Here is a 21,104-nt window from a genome sequence, read left to right on the forward strand (position 1 = left end):
GATTTGCGCTTGGTTCGTTGCTGAAACCAAGGCAAATCCAGCGGTGGCTGCAATGATTTTTGACGAAAAGGAAAGAGTTACATGAAATCGCTACTCGACCTGTTCAAGCAATTTACGCCTGATGAGCATTTCGATGCCATCAAGATCGGCCTGGCCTCGCCCGAGAAGATCCGTTCCTGGTCTTTCGGTGAAGTGAAGAAGCCTGAAACGATCAACTACCGTACTTTCAAGCCCGAGCGTGATGGTCTGTTCTGCGCCAAGATCTTTGGCCCGATCAAGGACTACGAATGCCTGTGCGGCAAGTACAAGCGCCTCAAGCACCGCGGTGTGATCTGCGAGAAGTGCGGCGTTGAAGTCACACAGACCAAGGTGCGTCGCGAACGCATGGGTCACATCGACCTGGCCGCGCCCTGCGCTCACATCTGGTTCCTGAAGTCCCTGCCTTCGCGCCTGGGCCTGGTGCTGGACATGACGCTGCGCGACATCGAGCGCGTGCTGTACTTCGAAGCCTATGTGGTGACCGACCCCGGCATGACCCCGCTGAAGAAGTTCAGCATCATGACCGAGGACGACTACGACGCCAAGCAACTCGAGTACGGCTACGATGAGTTCACCGCCAAGATGGGCGCTGAAGGCATCAAGGACCTGCTCGAAGGCATCGACATCGACGTCGAGATCGAGCGCCTGCGCAACGATCTGACCGGCTCCGAAGTCAAGGTCAAGAAGAACGCCAAGCGCCTGAAGCTGCTGGAAGCGTTCAAGAAGTCCGGCATCAAGCCCGAGTGGATGGTGATGGAAGTGCTGCCCGTGCTGCCTCCCGATCTGCGTCCCCTGGTGCCTCTGGACGGTGGCCGTTTTGCCACTTCCGACCTGAACGACCTGTACCGCCGCGTTATCAACCGTAACTCGCGTCTGCGTCGTCTGCTCGAGCTCAAGGCTCCTGAAATCATCGCGCGCAACGAAAAGCGCATGCTGCAGGAAGCGGTGGACTCGCTGCTGGACAACGGCCGTCGCGGCAAGGCCATGACGGGCGCCAACAAGCGTGCCCTGAAGTCTCTGGCCGACATGATCAAGGGCAAGAGCGGTCGTTTCCGTCAGAACTTGCTGGGCAAGCGCGTGGACTACTCCGGTCGTTCCGTGATTACCGTGGGTCCTTACCTCAAGCTGCACCAGTGCGGTCTGCCCAAGCTGATGGCGCTGGAGCTGTTCAAGCCCTTCATCTTCGCGCAGCTCGAGCAGCGCGGCATCGCCACGACCATCAAGGCTGCCAAGAAGGAAGTGGAAGCCGGTACGCCCGTGGTGTGGGACATCCTTGAAGAAGTCATCAAGGAACACCCCATCATGCTCAACCGTGCGCCTACGCTGCACCGTCTGGGTATCCAGGCTTTCGAGCCCATCCTGATCGAAGGCAAGGCCCTGCAACTGCACCCGCTGGTCTGCGCGGCCTTCAACGCCGACTTCGACGGTGACCAGATGGCTGTTCACGTGCCCCTGTCTGTGGAAGCGCAGATGGAAGCCCGCGTGCTGATGCTGGCCTCGAACAACGTGCTGTTCCCCGCTTCGGGCGAACCCTCCATCGTTCCTTCCCAGGACGTGGTGCTGGGTCTGTATCACGCCACGCGTGAAAAGATCAACGGCAAGGGCGAAGGCATGGTGTTTGCCGACCTGATGGAGCTGCAACGCGCTCTGGATGCTGGCGAGACCGAACTGCACGCCAAGATCAGCGTGCGCCTGACCGAGTGGAACAAGAACAAGGAAACTGGCGAATTCGAGCCCGTGACCTCGCTCGTGGAAACCACCGTGGGCCGTGCCCTGTTGTCTGAAATCCTGCCCAAGGGCCTGGCTTTCAGCAACATGAACAAGGCGCTGAAGAAGAAGGAAATCTCCAAGCTGATCAACGCCTCCTTCCGCAAGTGCGGTCTGAAGGCCACGGTCGTGTTTGCCGACAAGCTGCTGCAAAACGGTTTCCGTCTGTCCACGCACGCCGGTATCTCGATCTCCATCGACGACATGCTGGTGCCTCCGCAAAAGGCCGACATCCTGGCCCGCGCAGAGTCCGAAGTGAAGGAGATCGAGCAGCAGTACGTCTCGGGTCTGGTGACCTCGGGCGAGCGCTACAACAAGGTGGTGGACATCTGGGGCAAGGCCGGCGACGACGTGTCCAAGGTGATGATGGACCAGCTCAAGGTCCAGAAGACCACCGACCGTCACGGCAACGAAGTCGATCAGGAATCGTTCAATGCGATTTACATGATGGCCGACTCCGGCGCCCGTGGCTCCGCAGCGCAGATTCGTCAGCTGGCCGGTATGCGTGGTCTGATGGCCAAGCCTGACGGCTCCATCATTGAGACGCCTATCACCGCGAACTTCCGCGAAGGCCTCAACGTGCTGCAGTACTTCATCTCGACCCACGGTGCTCGTAAGGGTCTGGCCGACACGGCGCTGAAGACGGCTAACTCCGGTTACCTGACTCGTCGTCTGGTGGACGTGACGCAGGATCTGGTCGTGAACGAACAGGATTGCGGTACCTCCAACGGCTATCTGATGCGCGCCATCGTCGAAGGTGGTGAAGTGATCGAATCCCTGCGCGACCGTGTGCTGGGCCGTTCGACCGCCGAAGAAGTGCTGCACCCCGAAACCCGTGCCGTGCTGGTGCCTGCCGGTACCTTGCTCAACGAAGACACCATCGAAGAGCTGGAAGCCCAGGGCGTGGACGAAATCAAGGTGCGTACGGCTCTGACCTGCGAAACCCGTTTCGGTCTGTGCGCAACCTGCTACGGTCGCGACCTGGGTCGTGGCGGCCTGATCAACCTCGGCGAAGCCGTGGGTGTGATCGCTGCCCAGTCCATCGGTGAACCCGGCACGCAGCTGACCATGCGTACCTTCCACATCGGTGGTGCCGCTTCGCGCGCTGCCATCGCCTCGAGCGTGGAAGCCAAGTCCAATGGCGTGATCGGCTTCAACAGCACGATGCGCTATGTGTCCAACACCAAGGGCGAGCTGGTGGTGATTTCGCGTTCCGGCGAGATCGTGATCAGCGAAAACGGCCGCGAGCGCGAGCGTCACAAGGTGCCTTATGGCGCCGTGCTGACCATCAAGCCCGATGAGGCCATCAAGGCCGGCAAGATCCTGGCGAACTGGGACCCGCTGACCCGACCCATCATTACCGAATACGCCGGTCAAGTGCGTTTCGAGAATGTGGAAGAAGGTCTGACGGTGGCCAAGCAGGTCGACGAAGTGACCGGTCTGTCCACTCTGGTGGTGATTGACCCCAAGCGTCGTGGCTCTGCCAAGGTGGTGCGTCCCCAGGTCAAGCTGATCGACGCCAACAACCAGGAAGTCAAGATCCCTGGTACCGACCACGCCGTGACGATCGGCTTCCAGGTCGGCGCCCTGATTCAGGTGCGCGACGGCCAGGACGTGGGCCCCGGCGAAGTGCTGGCCCGTATCCCTGTGGAAGGCCAGAAGACCCGCGACATTACCGGTGGTCTGCCCCGTGTGGCCGAACTGTTCGAAGCCCGTACGCCCAAGGACAAGGGCACTCTGGCCGAGATGACCGGTACCGTGTCCTTCGGCAAGGAAACCAAGGGCAAGATCCGCCTGCAGATCACCGATCTGGAAGGCAAGGTCTGGGAAGAACTGGTGCCCAAGGAGCGCAACATTCTGGTCCACGAAGGCCAGGTGGTGAACAAGGGCGAGTCCATCGTTGACGGTCCTGCCGATCCTCAAGACATCCTGCGTCTGCTGGGTATCGAAGAGCTGTCGCGCTACATCGTGGACGAGGTGCAGGACGTTTACCGCCTGCAGGGTGTGAAGATCAACGACAAGCACATCGAAGTGATCGTGCGTCAGATGCTGCGTCGCGTGATCATCGAGAACTCCGGCGATACCACCTACATCCAGGGTGAACAGGTCGAGCGTTCCGAGGTGCTCAACACCAACGAACAGATGCAGAAGGAAGGCAAGCTGCCTGCCACGTACTCCAACGTGCTGCTGGGCATCACCAAGGCTTCGCTGTCGACCGACTCGTTCATCTCTGCGGCTTCCTTCCAGGAAACCACCCGTGTTCTGACCGAAGCTGCCATCATGGGCAAGCGCGACGAGCTGCGTGGCCTGAAGGAAAACGTGATCGTGGGTCGTCTGATCCCCGCCGGTACCGGTCTGGCCTATCACCAGGCTCGCAAGGCCAAGGACGAAATGGACGATGCCGAGCGTCGTGCCATCGCCGAAGCCGAAGAAGCCGAGCTGGCCGGTGTGCTGGCTGATGACGTCGAAGCACCTGCTGGCGACGCCTCTGCCGACTAAGCATGGCACTGGGCCGCGGCCGGCAACGGCTGCGGTTCGCTGCTGATGCACCGCGCTCCCGCTCTGCCTTGTGCAGACGGGAGCGTTTTTCATTGATCAAGACACGATTTGCGCAAGCTCGGATCAGACATGGTGTTTTCTCGATAGAAATGCCCGCTGTGCATCCTGGTCTGCGTCAGTTCTACAAGATTTTCAGGTCTGCTCTTCATGACTTCCAAGCCTTCCCAACCCAAGAACGCCGCTGCAGGTGCTGCCGTGCCCAACGCTCCTGCCCTGTGGCAACAGCTGGATGCGGTGGCCAAGGCCTTGCACGGCATCCTGGGTGGTCAGTCCAGCAAGGCTGTGCTGGCACAGGTGCCGCAGCGCTTGCGTCCGGGAGTGCAGGCCTTGCTGTTCCAGGTGCTGCGCAATCTGGGGCGTGCCCAGGCGCTGCAAAAGCAGCTGGCGCCGCGCCCACCGGCACCCAAGGTCAGTGCCTTGCTGAGCACTGCGCTGGCACTGGCCTGGGATGAGACCCAAGCCCCATATCCGCCCTTCACCCTGGTCAACCAGGCCGTGGAAGCCGCCAAGAACGGCGCGGCACGCGCGCAGTCCGGCTTCATCAACGCCTGCCTGCGCCGCTTTCTGCGCGAGCGTGATGCCCTGGTGAGCGCGACCGACAACGATCCCGTGGCCGTCTGGAATCACCCTGCATGGTGGATTGCCCGGCTCAAAAAAGACCATCCCCAGGACTGGCAGACCATTTTGGCGGCCAACAACGCCCAGCCGCCCATGACGCTGCGGGTGAATGCACAGAAAAGCACTCCAGCCCAGTATCAGAATGCGCTGCAGGCGATGAACCTGAAGTCGACAGCTGTCGCCGAGTGCGGCCTGCAACTCGAGCAGGCCGTGCCTGTGCAGGAGCTGCCGCAGTTTGAAGAGGGATGGGCCTCGGTGCAGGACGGCGCGGCGCAGGCCGCTGCACCGCTGCTGCTGGCCGGTTTGCCCGAGCCCCAGGGCCGCCCGCTGCGCGTGCTGGATGCCTGTGCTGCGCCCGGCGGCAAGACTGCCCATCTGCTTGAGCGCGCTGCGCCCGGCGGCATCGAAGTCACGGCCCTGGAGATCGACCCCGAGCGGGCTCGCCGCATCGGTGAAACCTTGTCGCGCCTGGGCCTGAAGGCCAAGGTGCTGGTGGCCGATGCGTCCGCGCCCCAGGCGTGGTTCGAATCGCAATGTGGCGGTCAGTTCTTCGATGCGATCTTGCTCGATGCGCCTTGCACGGCATCTGGCATTGTGCGTCGCCAGCCCGATGTGCGCTGGCTGCGCCGTGAGAGCGATGTGGCCCAGCTGGCAGACATCCAGTCCAAGCTGCTCGATACCCTGTGGCCGCTGCTGCAGCCCGGCGGCCGCATGGTCTATTGCACCTGCTCGGTCTTCAAGGCCGAGGGCGATGCCCAGATGCAAGCGTTTCTTGCGCGCAACACTACGGCGGCCAGCTTGCCTGCTCCGGGTCATTTAATTCCCGGCAAAGCTGCCAAACACGATTCCGTGGCAGACAATCCCCTGGGTGACCACGACGGCTTTTTTTACGCTCTGCTGGAAAAATTGCGCTAACGCTGTAGCGGGGGCCTTGCGGCGTGCGGCCCGTGCAGCTTCGCTGGTGCTGGCGCTGTCCCTGGTTTTCGTGCTGGCCCGGGCCGATACCGTGCCGCCGGATATCAGCTCCATGCAGGTCACGCGTACCGACGAGGGGGTGTTTCTCTCGGCCAATCTGCAGTTCGAGCTGCCCGGTCAGGTTGAAGATGCCCTGCGCCAGGGCATTCCCATGTATTTCATTGCCGAGGCTCAGGTGCAGCGCGAGCGCTGGTACTGGTCCGATCAGCAATTGGGCGTCGCCACCCGCTATTACCGCATTACGCACCAGCCGCTGACCAGGCGCTGGCGTTTGCATATCTCCAATTCCGCCTTCACCGGCGGCAGCGGCACCGGACTGGCGCTGGGCCAGTCCTACGAGCAGCTGGAGGATGCCATCGCAGCCATTCAACGCATTTACCGCTGGAAGATTCTGGACTCCGGCCAGCTCGGCTCCACTTCCGGCGTCTCGGTGCAACTGCGCTTTCGCGTAGATCTGTCGTCCCTGCCCAGACCTTTACAGATTGGGGCACTGGGGCGCTCGGGCTGGAATCTGCAACTGTCGCGCACCCAGACGCTGGAGGCCGCTCCCTGATGGCTGACATCAAGCTCCCGGATGGCGAAGCCGGCGGCTCCTCTGCCGCGCGCTGGTCGCGCGCCACGCGCTGGGCCGTTGGCACGGGCGTGGCGCTGATGGTGGTGGTGGGGGTGCTGCTGCTGTTCCTGCTGACCCTGGCCACGAATAACCGGCTGGCCTATGAGCGCAACTACAACTGGCTGTTTGCCGCCAATGTCGTTGTGGCCGGATTGCTGCTGCTGGTGCTGTTCTGGGGCGGCTTGCGCCTGGCTCTGAGGCTCAGGCGCGGGCGTTTTGGCAGCAAGCTGTTGCTCAAGCTGGCGGGCATCTTCACCCTGGTGGGCTTGCTGCCGGGCTTGTTGATCTATGTGGTGTCCTACCAGTTCGTCTCACGCTCCATCGAGAGCTGGTTCGACGTCAAGGTCGAAGGGGCCTTGTCTGCGGGCGTGAGCCTGGCCAGTGCCACGCTGGATACCGTGGCCAATGACATGGCCAACAACACGCGCACGGCAGGCCTTCAGCTGTCTCAGACTTCGGATGCAGGGGCGGCACTGATGCTGGAGCGCATCCGAGATCAGATCGGAGCCTCCGATGTGGTGCTCTGGAATGCATCAGGCAAGGCCATTGCCAGTGCCGGTCAGTCTCAGTTCAGCCTGGCGCCCGAGCGGCCCAACACCCAGCTGCTGCGCAGCTTGAGGGAGCAGGGCGGTCAGCGTGCCGTGGCCAGCATCGAAGGCCTGGATGATGCCGGCGACGTGCCTGCCGATCAGGCCGCGGCCAACGCCAAGGTGCGCACACTGGCGTTGGTGCCCAGCTCGGCAGTGAATCTGCTGGAGGAGGCGCGTTATCTGCAGGCCACGATTCCCCTGCCGCAAGCCCTGGTCAGCAATGCCCTGGCCGTGCAGGAGGCCAATCGCGAGTATCAGGAGCGAGCACTTGCTCGCGGTGGATTGCAGCGCATGTATATCGGCACTCTGACGCTGGCGCTCTTTCTGGCCGTGTTTGGGGCCGTGGTGCTGGCCGTGGTGCTGGGCAACCAACTGGCCAAGCCCTTGTTGTTGCTGGCCCAGGGCATGCGCGATGTGGCGCGTGGCGATTTGCGCCCCAAGCCTGCGCTGCAGAGCAAGGACGAGATTGGCGGGCTGACGCGCTCTTTTGCCGTCATGACCCAGCAACTGGCCGACGCACGCTCCGACGCCAACCGCAATCTGCTGCAACTCGATGCGGCGCGCAGCAATCTGCAGACCATTCTGGACAACCTTACTTCGGGCGTCATCGTGCTCGATCGCTCCGGGCGCATCGTGCTCAGCAACCCTGGTGCAACACGCATTCTGCGCGCGCCCATGGCGGTGTTCCAGGGCAAGCGCCTGCGCGATGTCTCGGGTTTGCAGGACTTTGCGCGCGTGGTGCAGGAACAGTTCGAGATCTTTCTCGGCGATGCTTCGGCCGAGCAGGGGCGGGACCGCTGGCAGCAGGTCTATGAGCTGGACGCGGGCAACGGCAACGGTGATGTGGTGCACAACACCACCAGCCTGGTCATGCGCGGCGCGGAGCTGCCCGACGACCAGCGCCTGCTGGTGTTTGACGACATCTCGGAGATCGTCTCTGCCCAGCGCGCACAGGCCTGGGGCGAGGTGGCGCGCCGCGTGGCGCATGAGATCAAGAATCCGCTGACGCCGATTCAGCTGTCTGCCGAGCGTCTGGCGATGAAGCTGACCGACAAGCTGCAGCCTGCGGAGCAGGCGCTGCTGGCCAAATCCGTGAAGACCATCGTCGATCAGGTGGGGGCCATGAAGCGTCTGGTCGATGAGTTTCGTGAATATGCACGTTTGCCGGCTGCCAATCTGCAAGCGCTGGATCTGAATGCACTGGTCGCTGAGGTGCTGCAGCTCTATGGCGAAGAGAATGCGGCGGTGCGTGTGGAGGCATCGCTCGACGAAGCCTGCCCGCTGATTCAGGGCGATAGCCAGCAATTGCGTCAGGTCATCCACAATCTTTTGCAAAATGCGCAAGATTCCACGGCGCAACGAGCGCAGGAAACAGGGCAGACTCCAGTATCCGTCACCATCGAAACCCGCTGGATGGACACGGCCCAGCGTGTGCGCCTGAGCATCAGCGACAGTGGCACAGGTTTTGCTCCCAATATTCTTCAAAGAGCCTTCGAGCCCTATGTGACCACCAAGTCTCGCGGCACAGGCCTGGGTTTGGCCGTGGTCAAAAAAATCGCCGACGAGCATGGCGCAAGAGTGGACCTGGGTAATCGAGAGGAAGACGGGGTAGTGCAAGGCGCGCGAGTGTCGCTATCATTTGTACCTAACGACCGTGCGGGGGCGGCTTGATCCCGCTTCGCACAAGGCATAGCAACAGGCTTTAGACACATGGCAAACATACTAGTGGTCGACGACGAACTGGGGATCCGGGATTTGTTGTCGGAAATCCTCAACGACGAAGGTCATAGTGTGGACGTGGCGGAGAACGCCACGCAGGCACGCGTATCCAGGGCAACCCACAACTACGATCTGGTGCTGCTGGACATCTGGATGCCGGACACCGACGGCGTCACCCTGCTCAAGGAATGGGCCACGGCCGGTCAGCTCACCATGCCCGTCATCATGATGAGCGGTCATGCGACCATCGAAACGGCCGTTGAGGCAACGCGTATCGGTGCGCTGTCATTCCTCGAAAAGCCCATCACCATGCAGAAGCTGCTCAAGGCGGTGGAGCAGGGGCTGGCGCGAAGCACGGCCAGCCAGGGCTCGGAAACTGCAGCGCATGCCAGCAACGGCACGGTGCCATCGGCCGTGGTCAGCATCACGGCCCAGGCGGCGGAAGACAATCTGCCCAATTCGCACCAAGGCTTCGATCTCGACCGCCCTTTGCGCGAGGCGCGCGACGGCTTTGAAAAAGCCTATTTCGAATTCCACCTGGCACGCGAAGGCGGCTCCATGACGCGCGTGGCCGAGAAGACCGGCCTTGAGCGTACTCACCTGTATCGCAAGCTGCGCCAACTGGGCGTGGACCTTGGACGCAATCGCCGCGGATAATTTCCAAAAAATTCGCAGTTTTCGATTTGGGCTCCAAAAGTGTGCCTATAATCGTGGCTTCAGCACTCAAGGGTGCCGAAGAAAAGGCCCGGTAGCTCAGTCGGTAGAGCAGAGGATTGAAAATCCTTGTGTCGGCGGTTCGATTCCGTCCCAGGCCACCAGATTCAAAGCCCTGGATCAGCAATGATTCAGGGCTTTTCTGCATCCGGACCTGCTTTTTCGGTGGCATAGCAGGCCGGCGAATGCTTGGGGCTGGAATGCCCAGGCGGGGCAGGATGCAGAAAAATATGCCTATAATCGCCGCTTCAGCAAATTCAAGTTGCTGGACAGCACAGGCCCGGTAGCTCAGTCGGTAGAGCAGAGGATTGAAAATCCTTGTGTCGGCGGTTCGATTCCGTCCCAGGCCACCAAATTTAAAGCCCCGGATCAGCAATGATCCGGGGCTTTTCTCATTGCAGCCTCGGAATGTCCGCGATGGGCTGTTGGTAATAAAAGTAGAGCGGCTTGCGCTTTTCTTTGCTTGATTTCAAGGCGTTTCAGCTCTAGTTTGCTTTATGGATAAGCGCAACCAGCTTTTCATTTGATAGCGCCTGCATGCTGCCGTTAAGCTTGCAGCTTTCATCGTGCACAGACAGGCACAGGAGCGCGTGTGACAGCAGAGCAGCAATCAAGGGCGTCGCAACCGGCAGCTAACTGGCAGCCGGGCCTGATCGCCATTCACGGCAACCAGACCGAGGCGCTGGCCGATACCGTGCTGGCCTGGCTGGCGGCGCATCCCTTGCAGGCGCTGGAGCCCGAGATCGTGCTGGTGCAAAGCAACGGCATGGCCGAGTGGTTCAAGATGCGCATGGCCGAGCAGCAGGGCGTGTGCGCCGCTGCACAGGTCGAACTGCCGGCGCGCTTTGTCTGGCGCAGCTACCGGCAGATTCTGGGCAGGCATGAGGTGCCGCGTGAATCGCCGCTGGACAAGACGCCCATGATCTGGCGCCTGATGCGTCTGCTGCCGCAATGCCTGGGCGAGCCTGCGTTCGCACCGATTGCCAACTTTCTGCGCCCTGGCGAGCCGCAGCGTCTGCTGCAGCTGGCCGAAAAGCTGGCCGACCTGTTCGATCAGTACCAGATCTACCGCGCCGACTGGCTGGCCGCCTGGGAGCAGGGCGAGGATGTGCTGCGTACAGCGGGCCGCCCCGACGAGCCAGTGCCCGAAGGGCAGCTCTGGCAGCCCCAGCTGTGGCGCAAGGTGCTGGCCGAACTCGATGAGCAGGAGCGTGCCGCCACCCGCCCGGCCCTGCTGGCGCGGATTCTGGACACGCTGCAAAGCGGTCAGCCGCCCGTCACGCCGCTGGCGCGCCGCGTGGTGGTGTTCGGCATGAGCCAGATGCCGCTGTCTTTGATGCAGTTTTTGAGCGGCATTGCCCAGCACAGCCAGGTGCTGATTGCCGTGCCCAACCCTTGCCGCTTTCACTGGGCCGATGCCATCGACGGGCGCGAGCTGCTGCGCCAGCAGCGCCGCCGCCATGCCGACAAGGGCGGCAAGGATCTGGCGCAGATTCCGCTGGCGGCCATGCATGCCCATGCCCATCCGCTGCTGGCGGCATGGGGGCGGCAGAGCCGCGACTATGTGCGCCAGCTCGATGCCTTCGACACCACGGGCGACACGGCCGTGCAATGGGGCTGGCCGCGTGTGGATGTGTATGACGAGGCCGACGCGAGCGAGCTGATCGACGCACCGCTGCTGGCCCAGGTGCAGCAGCGCATTCGCGATCTGGTGCCCATGTCGGAGCACCCTGCGGTCGAGATCGCGGCGGCCGACCAGTCCATCGTCTTTCACAAGGCCCATGGCCTGGTGCGCGAGCTCGAAGTGCTGCACGACCAGCTGCTGCAATGGCTGGCCGAGCCTGCCGCTGCGGGCCGCGCTGTGCTGGCGCCGCGCGAGGTGGTGGTCATGCTGCCGTCGATCGAAGAGGCTGCGCCCGCCATCCGCGCCGTGTTCGGCCAGTACGGTCGCCACGATGCGCGCCATATTCCGTTTGATATCGCCGACGTGGGCGCGCGTGCCAGCAGTCCGCTGGTGACGGCGCTGCAATGGCTGCTCAAGCTGCCGCAGCAGCGTTGCCGTCTGAGCGAGTTGTGCGACCTGCTCGATGTCCCCGCCGTGGCGGCGCGCGTGGGTCTGGCGGCCGACGATCTGCCCCAGCTCACGCACTGGATGGCCGGTGCGGGCATTCGCTGGGGGCTCAACCATGCGCAGCGAGCACAGTTGGGCCTGGCGGCCTGTGGTGATCCCAACAGCGCCTGGTTCGGCCTGCGCCGCATGCTGCTGGGCTATGCCAGCGGGCCGGCGCTGGAGGCCGCCTTCGACGAGGCACAGGTGTTTGCCGGCATGGAGCCCTATGACGAAGTGGGCGGCCTGACAGCCGAGCTGGCCGGATCGCTGGCCAGCTTGCTGGGGCGCATGCTGCAGTGGTGGCAAACGGCTGCTACGGCTGCGGCTCCCGAGGTCTGGGCCCAGCGTTTTCGAAGTCTGATGGACGACTTCTTTGTCGCGCAGGGCGATGAAGACCAGGCCTTGTGCGCCGCACTCGACACGGCCCTGGTCGGCTGGCAGGCTGCCTGCGAGCAAGCGGGTTTTGAGGCCCTCATTCCGCTGGAAGTGGCACAGGAGGCCTGGTTGCAGGCCCTGTCCGAGCCCGCGCTCAACCAGCGTTTTCGCGCCGGCGGCGTGACTTTCTGCACGCTGATGCCGATGCGCGCCATCCCCTTCGAAGTGGTGTGTCTGCTGGGCATGAACGATGGCGACTACCCGCGCCGCGCCACGCGCGTGGACTTCGATCTGATGGCCTTGCCCGGCCAGCAGCGCCCCGGTGATCGCGCGCGCCGCGACGATGACCGCCAGCTGATGCTGGATGCCTTGCTGTCGGCCCGCAGCAAGCTCTATATCAGCTGGGCCGGTCGCCATGTGCGCGACAACAGCGAGCAGCCCCCCTCGGTGCTGGTCTCGCAGCTGCGCGACTATCTGAGCCAGGGCTGGCAGGGTGAAGGCAGCTCAGGCCTTTCCGCCAGCGAGCGCGGAGATCTGCTGCTGGCCCAGCGTACCCGCCAGCATCCTTTGCAGCCCTTTAGCCGCCGCTATTTCGAACAGGCTTCAGAGCTGTCGACCTTCGCGCGCGAATGGTATGGCGCGCATGAAGAGCGGGCAGCGCAGGTGCTGCCGGTCGTGGCTGCCTTCGAGCCCGATCCCGAAGTGCCGCTGACGCTGGCGCGCCTGACGGAATTTCTGCGCCATCCCGCACGCAGCTTTCTGCGCAATCGCTTGCAGGTGCGCTTTGAACAGGACGAGGAGCTGCTGGAGGACGATGAGCTTTTCAGCGTCGATGGCCTGACCGCCTACGGCCTGATTCAGCAGCTGCAGCAAGGCGTGCGCACGCAGCTGGCGCATGATGCGGCGCTGGACGTGGGCCTGCAGGTGCAACGCCAGGTGCAGCGCCTGGGGCGTGCCGGCGTGTTGCCGCTGGCAGGTCTTGGCAGGCGCGAGGCCGATGTCTTGCAGGCCCAGGCCACGCCGTCGTTGCTGGCCTGGCAGCAGCAGATGCGGCTATGGCCCCATGCGGCGCCGCGCGAGCGGCTGTTGCTGCACTCCGGTGCGGTCACGCTGGACGACTGGATGGATGGCTTGCAGGAGCGCGAAGAGCCGTCTTCGGATGCGGGCCACAGCCGCTGCTGGTTCGCGCTGGAGCCGCGCACGCTGCTGAACAAAAAGCGCGAACTTCAGGCCTACAAGCTGCTGCCCGTTTATGTGCGCAGTCTGGCGCTTTCAAGCACGGGCAGCGACACGCTGATGTGCGTGATCGCACGCGACACCCTGGTCTGGGTGCAGCCGCTGGAGCCGGAGGCGGCCACGCAGCGTTTGCAAGCCTTGATGCAGCTGTGGCTGGCGGGCCAGAACGAGCCCTTGCCGCTGCCTCTCAAAGCCGCCATCGCAGCCGGCCTGGACGATTTGAGCGTCGCCGCACAGGCCTACGAGGGCGGCTACATGCTGGGCGGCGAATGCGAAGACCCCAGCTGGGCGCGCTGCTACCCCGACTGGGAGGCACTGACGGCCGATCTGCGCTTCCACGTCCTGGCCAAGCAGGTCTATGGCCCGCTGCATGACTGGCTGGCTGCGCAGGTGCAGACCGAGGATCTGCCCTTGTTGCATCGCGCAGACCAGGACGAACAACCAGGAGAGCCGGCATGAGCACGCCCGCCAACCCCATGAAGCCCGGCAGCCAGGCGCTGCAGCCCCTGCATTTCCCGCTCTGGGGTTCGCGCCTGATCGAAGCCAGTGCGGGCACAGGCAAGACCTGGACCATTGCCGCACTCTATCTGCGGCTGGTATTGGGCCATGGCGCAGAGAACGGCTTTGCCCGGGCCTTGATGCCGCCCGATATTCTGGTCATGACCTTCACGCGGGCCGCCACGCGCGAGCTGTCGGACCGCATCCGTGCCCGCTTGATCGAGGCCGTGCAATGCTTTCGCGGCGAGGCCGAACCGGCGGCGCACGACAGCTTCTTGCGCGACCTGCGCGATGCCTATGCCGAAGGCGAGCTGCGCGACACAGCTGCCTGGCGGCTGGACATGGCTGCGCAGTGCATGGACGATGCCGCCATCCACACCATAGACGCCTGGTGCCAGCGCATGCTGCGCGAGCATGCGTTTGACAGCGGCAATCTGTTTGATGAAACGCTGGAGGCCGATGAAAGCCAGCGTCAGACCGAGGCTGCACAGGATTACTGGCGCCAGCAGTGTTATCCGCTTTCGGGCGAGGTGCTGGAGGCGGCGCTGCAGGTCTGGCCCGATGTGCAGGCCCTGGTCAAGGATATGCAGTCGCTGCTGCGTGAAAACATAGCCGCCACGGCGGGCGCCGGAACCTTGGGTGAATGCATTGCGCAGACCCAGGCTGAGCGTGCTCAGCAACTGCGAATGCTTGGCGATGGCTGGGAGCAAAAAGCGCAGCAATTGGAAGACTGGCTGGACGGCCAGTTGGCCACCAACAAAAGTGCTTGGAATGGTTTGAAGCTCAAGCCTGCCAACTACAAGAACTGGCTGAAAGCTTTGCGGGAGTGGGCTGCCGCGCCGCACGATGGGCTGGCGGCGGCGATGAAGACGGGTGCCACCCGTTTGGTGCCTGCCGGGCTGGATGAAGCGCGCAAGGGTGATGCGCAGGTGGAGCTGCCTCCCGCATCTGCCGAGCTGGAGCAACTGCTTCAGGCCCTGGCCCAGCTGCCTTCCCTGCATGTGGCGCTGCGCCTGCATGCGGCAGTCCACGTGCAGCAGCGCCTGCTGTGGCTCAAGCGCCAGGCCGGCACTTTCGGTTTTGCCGATATGCAGCAGCGCCTGGATGCGGCTCTGGCTGGCGACAACGGCCCCGCGCTGCAAGCCGGCATCCTGGCCCAGTACCCGGTGGCGCTGATTGACGAGTTCCAGGACACCTCGCCGCTGCAATACCGGCTGTTCGACCAGATCTACCGCACGGCAGACAACAGCGCGGGCAGCGCACTGCTGCTGATCGGCGACCCCAAGCAGTCCATCTACGGCTTTCGTGGTGCGGACATCTACAGCTATCTGCAGGCCAGGCAGGCGACCGAGGGCCGCCACTATGTGCTGGACACCAACTTCCGCTCCACCGAGGCGCTGGTCGATGCGGTCAACCAATGGTTTGTGCAGGCTGAAGGGCGCGAAGGTGAGGGGGCGTTCATGTTCCGCGCCGGGCAAAGCAATCCGCTGCCGTTCGAGAGCGTCAAGGCCAATGGCCGCAAGGAGCTGCTGATGCAGCGCAGCCAGCGCATGGCCGCACTGACCATTGCCTGGGATGGCAGCAGCGATGAGCCGCTGAGCAATGACGACATCCGCCGCCGTGGGGCGGAGTTCTGCGCCAGCCAGATCGTGCAGTGGCTGATGGACGGTGCCACGGGCTTTGCCGAAGCCGGCCAGCCGCTGCAGCGCCTGCGTCCGGCCGATATCGCGGTGCTGGTGCGCACTGGCAAGGAGGCCTCAGCCGTGCGCCGCGCACTGGCGCGGCGCAATGTGGCCTCGGTCTATCTCTCCGATCAGGACTCGGTCTTCGCCAGCGGCGAGGCGCAGGATCTTCTGCTGTGGCTGCGTGCCGTGGCCGCGCCTCTGGACGGACTGGCCGTGCGTGCCGGTCTGGCCACGCCCATGATGGGTCTGTCGTTTGACGAGCTGGCCTGGCTGGCCAGCGATGACGAGGCCTTCGATGCGCGCAGCGAGCTGCTCAAGGAACTGCACAGTCTCTGGCAGCGCCTGGGCGTGCTGGCCATGCTGCGCCAGACGCTGTACCGCTTTGAATTGCCGGCGCGCTGGCTGAAGGACATGGGCGGCGAGCGCCGTCTGACCAACTATCTGCACCTGGCCGAGCTGCTGCAAGGCGCGAGTGCCCAGCTGGAGGGCGAGCAGGCGCTGATCCGCTGGCTGGCCACCCAGATCGAGAGCCCGGGCGCGGCCGGCGATGCACAGATCGTGCGGCTGGAATCGGATGCTGATCTGGTCAAGGTCGTCACCGTGCACAAGAGCAAGGGGCTGGAGTACCCACTGGTCTGCCTGCCGTTCGGCGGCAGCTTCCGGCCTGTGGACGGCAAGGCGGCCTATCTTTCGCTGCCCGTGCAGATCGATGGCGCACCCGCGCGCGAGCTGGTGCTGGACTACGACGATGCACAGCTGGCGCAGGCCGACAAGGAACGCCTGCGCGAGGATCTGCGCCTTCTCTATGTGGCGCTGACCCGCCCGCGCCATGCACTGTGGATGGGGTTGGCCCCCATGAAACGCGGCAACAGCAAAAACTGTGTGAACGAACAGGGTGCGGCAGGCTATCTGCTGGCCGGAGATGTTTCTCAGGCCGCAGCCAGCTGGCGCGCCAGCATACAGGCCCTGAGCGAGCGTTGCATGGAGATCGCCGTCGTGGATCTGCCGGCCGAACTGCCCCTGGCCTCGCGCTATGTGGCCGCGCAGGCCTTGCCCGCCCTGGCCGCCGCGCCCGTGTACGAGGCGCAGTTCGACCGCCGCTGGGGCATTGGCAGCTTTTCGTCGCTGACCCGCGCCATGGCCGCACCCAGCCTGCCAGTCCTGCCGGTGGCCGCACAAAGTCCCGCCGAGGACGAGCGTGCGCTGCAGGCCCAGGAAGCGGGTGAAGCTGCGCTGGACCTGGGCGTCATCAACGACGTCATGACTGCCCTGCCCAACTTGACCAGATTCGCCGCCGGTGCGCGCAGCGATGCTGCGGTGTGGCACCGCTTCATGCGCGGCCCGGTGGTGGGCAATTTCCTGCACGACCAGCTGGAATGGCTGGCCGCAGAGGACTTTGCGCTGCTGCCCGAGGATGATCCTGGCAACAGTGAACCCCTGGCGGCCCGACTGCTGCGCCGCTGCGAGCGCGCGGGCCGCAAGGAGCAGGCCGCCGATGTGCTGCAGTGGCTGCGCGCCGTGGTGCACCAGCCGCTGGCGCCGCTCGGCGTCTCGCTGGCGCAATTGGGCGAAGGTGATGCGCTATTGCCCGAGATGGAGTTCTGGCTGCCGGCGCGGCGCCTGTCGGCACCTCGTATCGACGCGCTGTGCCGCCGGCACATCCTTGCCGGCCAGCCGCGCCCGGTGCTGCCCGAGCGCGAGCTGCACGGCATGCTGATGGGCTTTGCCGATCTGGTGTTTCACCATGGCGGCCGTTACTGGGTGCTGGATTACAAGACCAACCACCTGGGCCAGGACGGCGCGGCCTACGCCCCTCAGGCGCTGGAGCAGGCCATGCTTGAGCACCGTTATGACGTGCAGGCTGCGCTGTATCTGCTGGCTCTGCACCGCCTGCTGCAAAGCCGGCTGGGCGCGGCTTACGACCCCCGGGAACAACTGGGCGGCGCGCTCTATTTCTTCCTGCGCGGTCTTGATGGCGAGGCCGCCGGCATGCATGTGCTGAAGCCGCCGCTGGCGCTGCTGGACGGGCTGGAGGCGCTTCTTGGAGATAACGAGAAAGAATTGAGGGAGGAGCAGCCATGAAGGGCCGCCGCAAAGCCGATCTGCAGACGCTGGACCTGTTTGCAGCCCCCGCGGATGGCGACACGATTGCATTAGGCACGACGGACTGGCTGGCCGCGCTGGAGCGACTGGCCGACGCGGGCCTGCTGCGCCGCCTGGACAGCGCCCTGGCGGCCTTTGTCGCCGCGCAGGACGCAGAGGCCGGACCTGAACTGCTGGTGGCCACCGCCGTGCTGGCGCAGATGGAGGGGCGCGGTCACAGCTGCCTGCCCTTGAAGGCGCTGGCTGGCGATCCCAATCAGATTCTTGCCTGGCCCAAAGAGGCAGAGCGCTTGCAGCAATCGCTATGGGAGCAATTGCCCGGCCGGTTGGCTGACTGGCTGCAGGCCCTGCGCCGCAGCCCCGTGGTGCGTGTCGTGCAGCCGGGAACGGTAGTGGCAGACCGAGGTCAGCCGCTGGTGCTGCTGGACGGCGCTGCGCCCTTGCTGTATCTGCGCCGCTACTGGGACTATGAGCGCAGCGTGGCCACCCATATGGCGCAGCGTACGGCGGCCGATGCGGTGGTGCTTGACGAGCCCAGGGTGCGCGAATGGCTGGGGCGGCTTTTCAGCTCGTCTGCCGCTGCCGCTGCCGCTGCCGCTGCCGCAAATGCGGTGGACTGGCAAAAGCTGGCTTGCGCGCTGGCGCTGCGGGGGCATATGTCCGTCATCACCGGCGGGCCGGGCACGGGCAAGACCTATACCGCGGCCCGCCTACTGGCGCTGCTGTTTGCTACGGCGCCGGATGCCGCGCAGCTGCGCGTCGCGCTGGCTGCGCCAACCGGCAAGGCGGCGGCGCGGCTCAAGCAGTCCATCGATAGCTCGCTGCTGGAGCTCAAGGAGGCCGTGGGCCGCGAGCTGGATCTGGAAGCGCTGGTCAAACGCATGGGGGCGGCACGCACCCTGCATTCGCTGCTGGGGGCCAGGCCTGACACGCGGCGCTTTGCCCACCATGCAGGCAATCCGCTGGATGTGGATGTGCTCATTGTCGATGAGGCCTCCATGATCCACCTCGAGATGATGGCCGCACTGCTGCAGGCCCTGCCGCCTACGGCGCGCCTGATTCTGCTGGGCGACAAGGATCAGCTCGCCTCGGTGGAGGCTGGTGCCGTGTTGGGCGATCTGTGCCGCGATGCGCAGCGGGGCAATTACGCGCCGGACACCGCGACCTATGTCGAGCGCGTGACGGGCCAGTCCCTGCCTGCACAGTACCTGGCGCCGGCCAGGGCCTTGCCGCTGGCTCAGCACACCGTCATGCTGCGCGAGAGCCGTCGCTTTGGCGGCCCTATCGGTCTGCTGGCACAGGCCGTGAATGCCGGCGATGCACCTTCTGCCATGGCGCTGCTGCGCACGCAGACCCAGGCCGGCCCGCATGCCGAACTCTGGGCGCGCGAAGGCGGTGAGGTCGAGGCCGTGGTGCGCAGCGCCGTGCAAGGCCGTGGCGGCATGGCCAGCTATGCCGCCTATGCCGAGGTGCTGGCACAACATGGGCAGGGCAAGGGACGCGGCTTTGCCACCGAGGCCGAGCACCAGCAATGGGTGAGGGAGGTGCTGGCCGCCTTCGACCGCTACCGCCTGCTGTGCGCCGTGCGCGACGGCAACTGGGGCGTGGCGGGCCTGAACCGCGCGGTGGAGCAGGCCTTGCAGGCCATGGGCGCCATACGCAAGGAAGGCGAGTGGTATATGGGTCGTCCGGTAATGGTCACGCGCAACGATGCGCAGCTGGGCGTGTTCAACGGCGATATCGGCATGGCCCTGCCCAGCTTTGCCGACCCGGCGCGGCTGCGCGTGTACTTCATGCAGGGCGAGCAGCTGCACCATGTCAGCACGGCGCGCCTGGCCCATGTGGAGACCGCATTTGCCATGACGGTGCACAAGAGCCAGGGCTCGGAGTTCGAGCACACGGCGCTGGTGCTGGCCGCGCAGGGCGGCAATGTGCTCAGCCGCGAGCTGGTCTATACCGGCATCACGCGGGCGCGCAAGGCGTTTTCGCTGTGGACCGAAGTGCCCGGCCTGCTGGTGTCGGCGATGGGCAGTCCCACGCAGCGCAGCAGCGGTTTGCTGGGATTCATGGAACGTGCGTAGTAGCCTAGGGGTGAGGCTCTGCTTTGATAGCAGTGACCGCAATCCAGGTAACACTGGAGGCCGATTTCGCTCAACCTATAAAGGTTTCCCATCCGGCTTTGCTCGAAGTGATGAGCCAGTGACACTGGCGCAGTCCAAGCGCGAGACGGCCAGCTAGGGCCGCCCCGCAGCCAAGGTCGTCGTCCCCCTTTGGGGGAAGACGCGAAGCGGCTCAGAGGGGATCAGTGTTCGTAAACCGCGTCCCAGTTGGCAAATCCCTTGACCTCGATCGGATTGCCGCAGGGGTCGGTGAAGAACATGGTCCACTGCTCTCCGGGCTCGCCTTCAAAGCGCACCTGCGGCTCCAGAATGAAGGTGGTGCCGGCGGCTTTGAGGCGTTCGGCCAGGGCCAGCCAGTCGGGCTTGAGCAGGATCACGCCCAGATGGGGCATGGGCACCATATGGTTGCCGACCTTGCCGGTGTTGCTCACGGCAAAGGGCTGACCCAGATGCAGGGAGATCTGGTGGCCAAAGAAGTCGAAATCGACCCAGGTGTCGGTGCTGCGACCCTCGCGACAGCCGAGCACGCCGCCGTAGAAACGGCGGGCCTGGTCGAGATCGGTCACGTGGTAGGCAAGATGAAAAGCGCTTTGCATGATGGGCCCAAGCGTAGCATCACCGGGCCCGTACCCGGCACACTTCAGCGCGCAGCCTTGGCCTGCATGCGTGCCATCAGCTCCTCGGTGTTTCGCTTGCGGTCGGCGTTGACCTTCTGCACCGTGGGACGCTCGCTCATGCGCGCCAGATAGTCGCGCACCGGCAGCTCGGCCAGCAGATCGCTGCCGCCCAGGATCTTGCTGGCGCTGCTGACCAGCGGCAGATGCACGATGGCGCTGCAGTCGGCCAGCGTGAAGCTGTCGCCCGCGATGAACGGGGTATCGAAGCGGGCCAGCTTGGCAAAGGCTGCGATGTTCTTTTTCAACTGCTCCAGCGTCTTGTCGCGTGTGCCATCACTGATCTTGCCGCCGAAGAAGGCCTGGGGATAGAGGTTGCGCGCCACCAGCTCCAGGTGCAGGTTCAGATAGACGCAAAGCTCACGCACCTTGGCGGCAGCAAAGGGGTCTGCGGGCAGCAGCGGCACCTTGTTGGACAGTGTTTCCACATATTCGATGATGGCGTCGGACTCGCTGATGGCGCCATGCTGGGTGCGCAGATACGGCACCTTGCCCAGCGGAGATTCCTCGGGGTTGGTGCTGCCCAGCCAGGCCAGCTCCTCGGCGAAGGGAATCTGCTTTTCCATCAAGGCCAGCTTGACCTTGTTGTAGTAGTTGCTGGCCGAAAATCCGCACAAAGTCAGCATGCTTGTCTCCTGATCGGTGGTTGTGAATAGGTATACGTGGCCAGTTATCGTAGAGGCAAGTGGCGCAAGCCCTGCGTCGCCAA

10 protein-coding genes and 2 tRNA genes are annotated in these 21,104 nt (G+C 64.1%); 10 read left to right on the forward strand and 2 right to left on the reverse strand.

Going from position 1 to position 21,104, the window contains the following annotated elements; translation table 11 throughout:
* Window positions 1-81 precede the first annotated feature (81 nt).
* The 10 genes from rpoC (at window position 82) to recD (ending at window position 19,682) form a co-directional block, all read left to right on the forward strand.
* A complete protein-coding gene (rpoC, locus tag FSY45_RS15725; protein WP_003065685.1) occupies window positions 82-4,305 on the forward strand; it encodes a DNA-directed RNA polymerase subunit beta' in 4,224 nt (1,407 codons plus the stop codon).
* Window positions 4,306-4,512: 207 nt separating this feature from the next.
* On the forward strand, window positions 4,513-5,898 hold the full coding sequence (rsmB, locus tag FSY45_RS15730; RefSeq protein ID WP_046461461.1) for a 16S rRNA (cytosine(967)-C(5))-methyltransferase RsmB: 1,386 nt from the start codon (window positions 4,513-4,515) through the stop codon (window positions 5,896-5,898).
* 43 nt (window positions 5,899-5,941) lie between these two features.
* On the forward strand, window positions 5,942-6,511 hold the full coding sequence (locus tag FSY45_RS15735; RefSeq protein ID WP_034362111.1) for a DUF4390 domain-containing protein: 570 nt from the start codon (window positions 5,942-5,944) through the stop codon (window positions 6,509-6,511).
* Window positions 6,511-8,832: an ATP-binding protein gene (locus FSY45_RS15740; protein ID WP_148748114.1), complete on the forward strand. Its 2,322-nt coding sequence runs from the start codon at window positions 6,511-6,513 to the stop codon at window positions 8,830-8,832. Before FSY45_RS15735 ends, FSY45_RS15740 begins: the two co-directional genes overlap by 1 nt.
* A 39-nt stretch (window positions 8,833-8,871) precedes the next feature.
* On the forward strand, window positions 8,872-9,537 hold the full coding sequence (locus FSY45_RS15745; RefSeq protein ID WP_046461459.1) for a response regulator: 666 nt from the start codon (window positions 8,872-8,874) through the stop codon (window positions 9,535-9,537).
* Between the two features lie 85 nt (window positions 9,538-9,622).
* Window positions 9,623-9,698, forward strand: a tRNA-Phe gene (locus tag FSY45_RS15750).
* A gap of 173 nt (window positions 9,699-9,871) precedes the next feature.
* Window positions 9,872-9,947: transfer RNA gene (locus tag FSY45_RS15755), tRNA-Phe, on the forward strand.
* A 239-nt stretch (window positions 9,948-10,186) separates the two neighbouring features.
* Window positions 10,187-13,774 (forward strand): exodeoxyribonuclease V subunit gamma, encoded by a 3,588-nt coding sequence (recC, locus tag FSY45_RS15760; RefSeq protein ID WP_046461458.1) that lies wholly within the window; start codon window positions 10,187-10,189, stop codon window positions 13,772-13,774.
* Window positions 13,771-17,580, forward strand: coding sequence for an exodeoxyribonuclease V subunit beta (gene recB / locus FSY45_RS15765; RefSeq protein ID WP_046461457.1), 3,810 nt, complete (start codon window positions 13,771-13,773; stop codon window positions 17,578-17,580). The genes recC and recB overlap by 4 nt, the downstream gene beginning before the upstream one ends.
* Window positions 17,577-19,682 (forward strand): exodeoxyribonuclease V subunit alpha, encoded by a 2,106-nt coding sequence (gene recD / locus FSY45_RS15770; protein WP_148748115.1) that lies wholly within the window; start codon window positions 17,577-17,579, stop codon window positions 19,680-19,682. The genes recB and recD overlap by 4 nt, the downstream gene beginning before the upstream one ends.
* A gap of 221 nt (window positions 19,683-19,903) precedes the next feature.
* Here recD and FSY45_RS15775 read toward each other — a convergent pair whose 3' ends face one another.
* Window positions 19,904-20,317 (reverse strand): VOC family protein, encoded by a 414-nt coding sequence (locus FSY45_RS15775; RefSeq protein WP_003065663.1) that lies wholly within the window; start codon window positions 20,315-20,317, stop codon window positions 19,904-19,906.
* A gap of 44 nt (window positions 20,318-20,361) precedes the next feature.
* On the reverse strand, window positions 20,362-21,021 hold the full coding sequence (locus FSY45_RS15780; RefSeq protein WP_046461455.1) for a glutathione S-transferase: 660 nt from the start codon (window positions 21,019-21,021) through the stop codon (window positions 20,362-20,364).
* Between the last annotated feature and the right edge of the window lie 83 nt (window positions 21,022-21,104).

The sequence above is a fragment of the Comamonas sp. Z1 genome, from assembly GCF_008121555.1.
GTDB classification, from domain to species: Bacteria; Pseudomonadota; Gammaproteobacteria; order Burkholderiales; family Burkholderiaceae_C; genus Comamonas; species Comamonas thiooxydans.

Coding starts and splice junctions, on each gene's coding strand:
- FSY45_RS15740 (WP_148748114.1), top strand. CDS start 6,511: ATGGCTGACATCAAGCTCCCGGATGGCGAAGCCGGCGGCTCCTCTGCC.
- rpoC (WP_003065685.1), top strand. CDS start 82: ATGAAATCGCTACTCGACCTGTTCAAGCAATTTACGCCTGATGAGCAT.
- rsmB (WP_046461461.1), top strand. CDS start 4,513: ATGACTTCCAAGCCTTCCCAACCCAAGAACGCCGCTGCAGGTGCTGCC.
- FSY45_RS15745 (WP_046461459.1), top strand. CDS start 8,872: ATGGCAAACATACTAGTGGTCGACGACGAACTGGGGATCCGGGATTTG.
- recB (WP_046461457.1), top strand. CDS start 13,771: ATGAGCACGCCCGCCAACCCCATGAAGCCCGGCAGCCAGGCGCTGCAG.
- recD (WP_148748115.1), top strand. CDS start 17,577: ATGAAGGGCCGCCGCAAAGCCGATCTGCAGACGCTGGACCTGTTTGCA.
- FSY45_RS15775 (WP_003065663.1), bottom strand. CDS start 20,317: ATGCAAAGCGCTTTTCATCTTGCCTACCACGTGACCGATCTCGACCAG.
- FSY45_RS15780 (WP_046461455.1), bottom strand. CDS start 21,021: ATGCTGACTTTGTGCGGATTTTCGGCCAGCAACTACTACAACAAGGTC.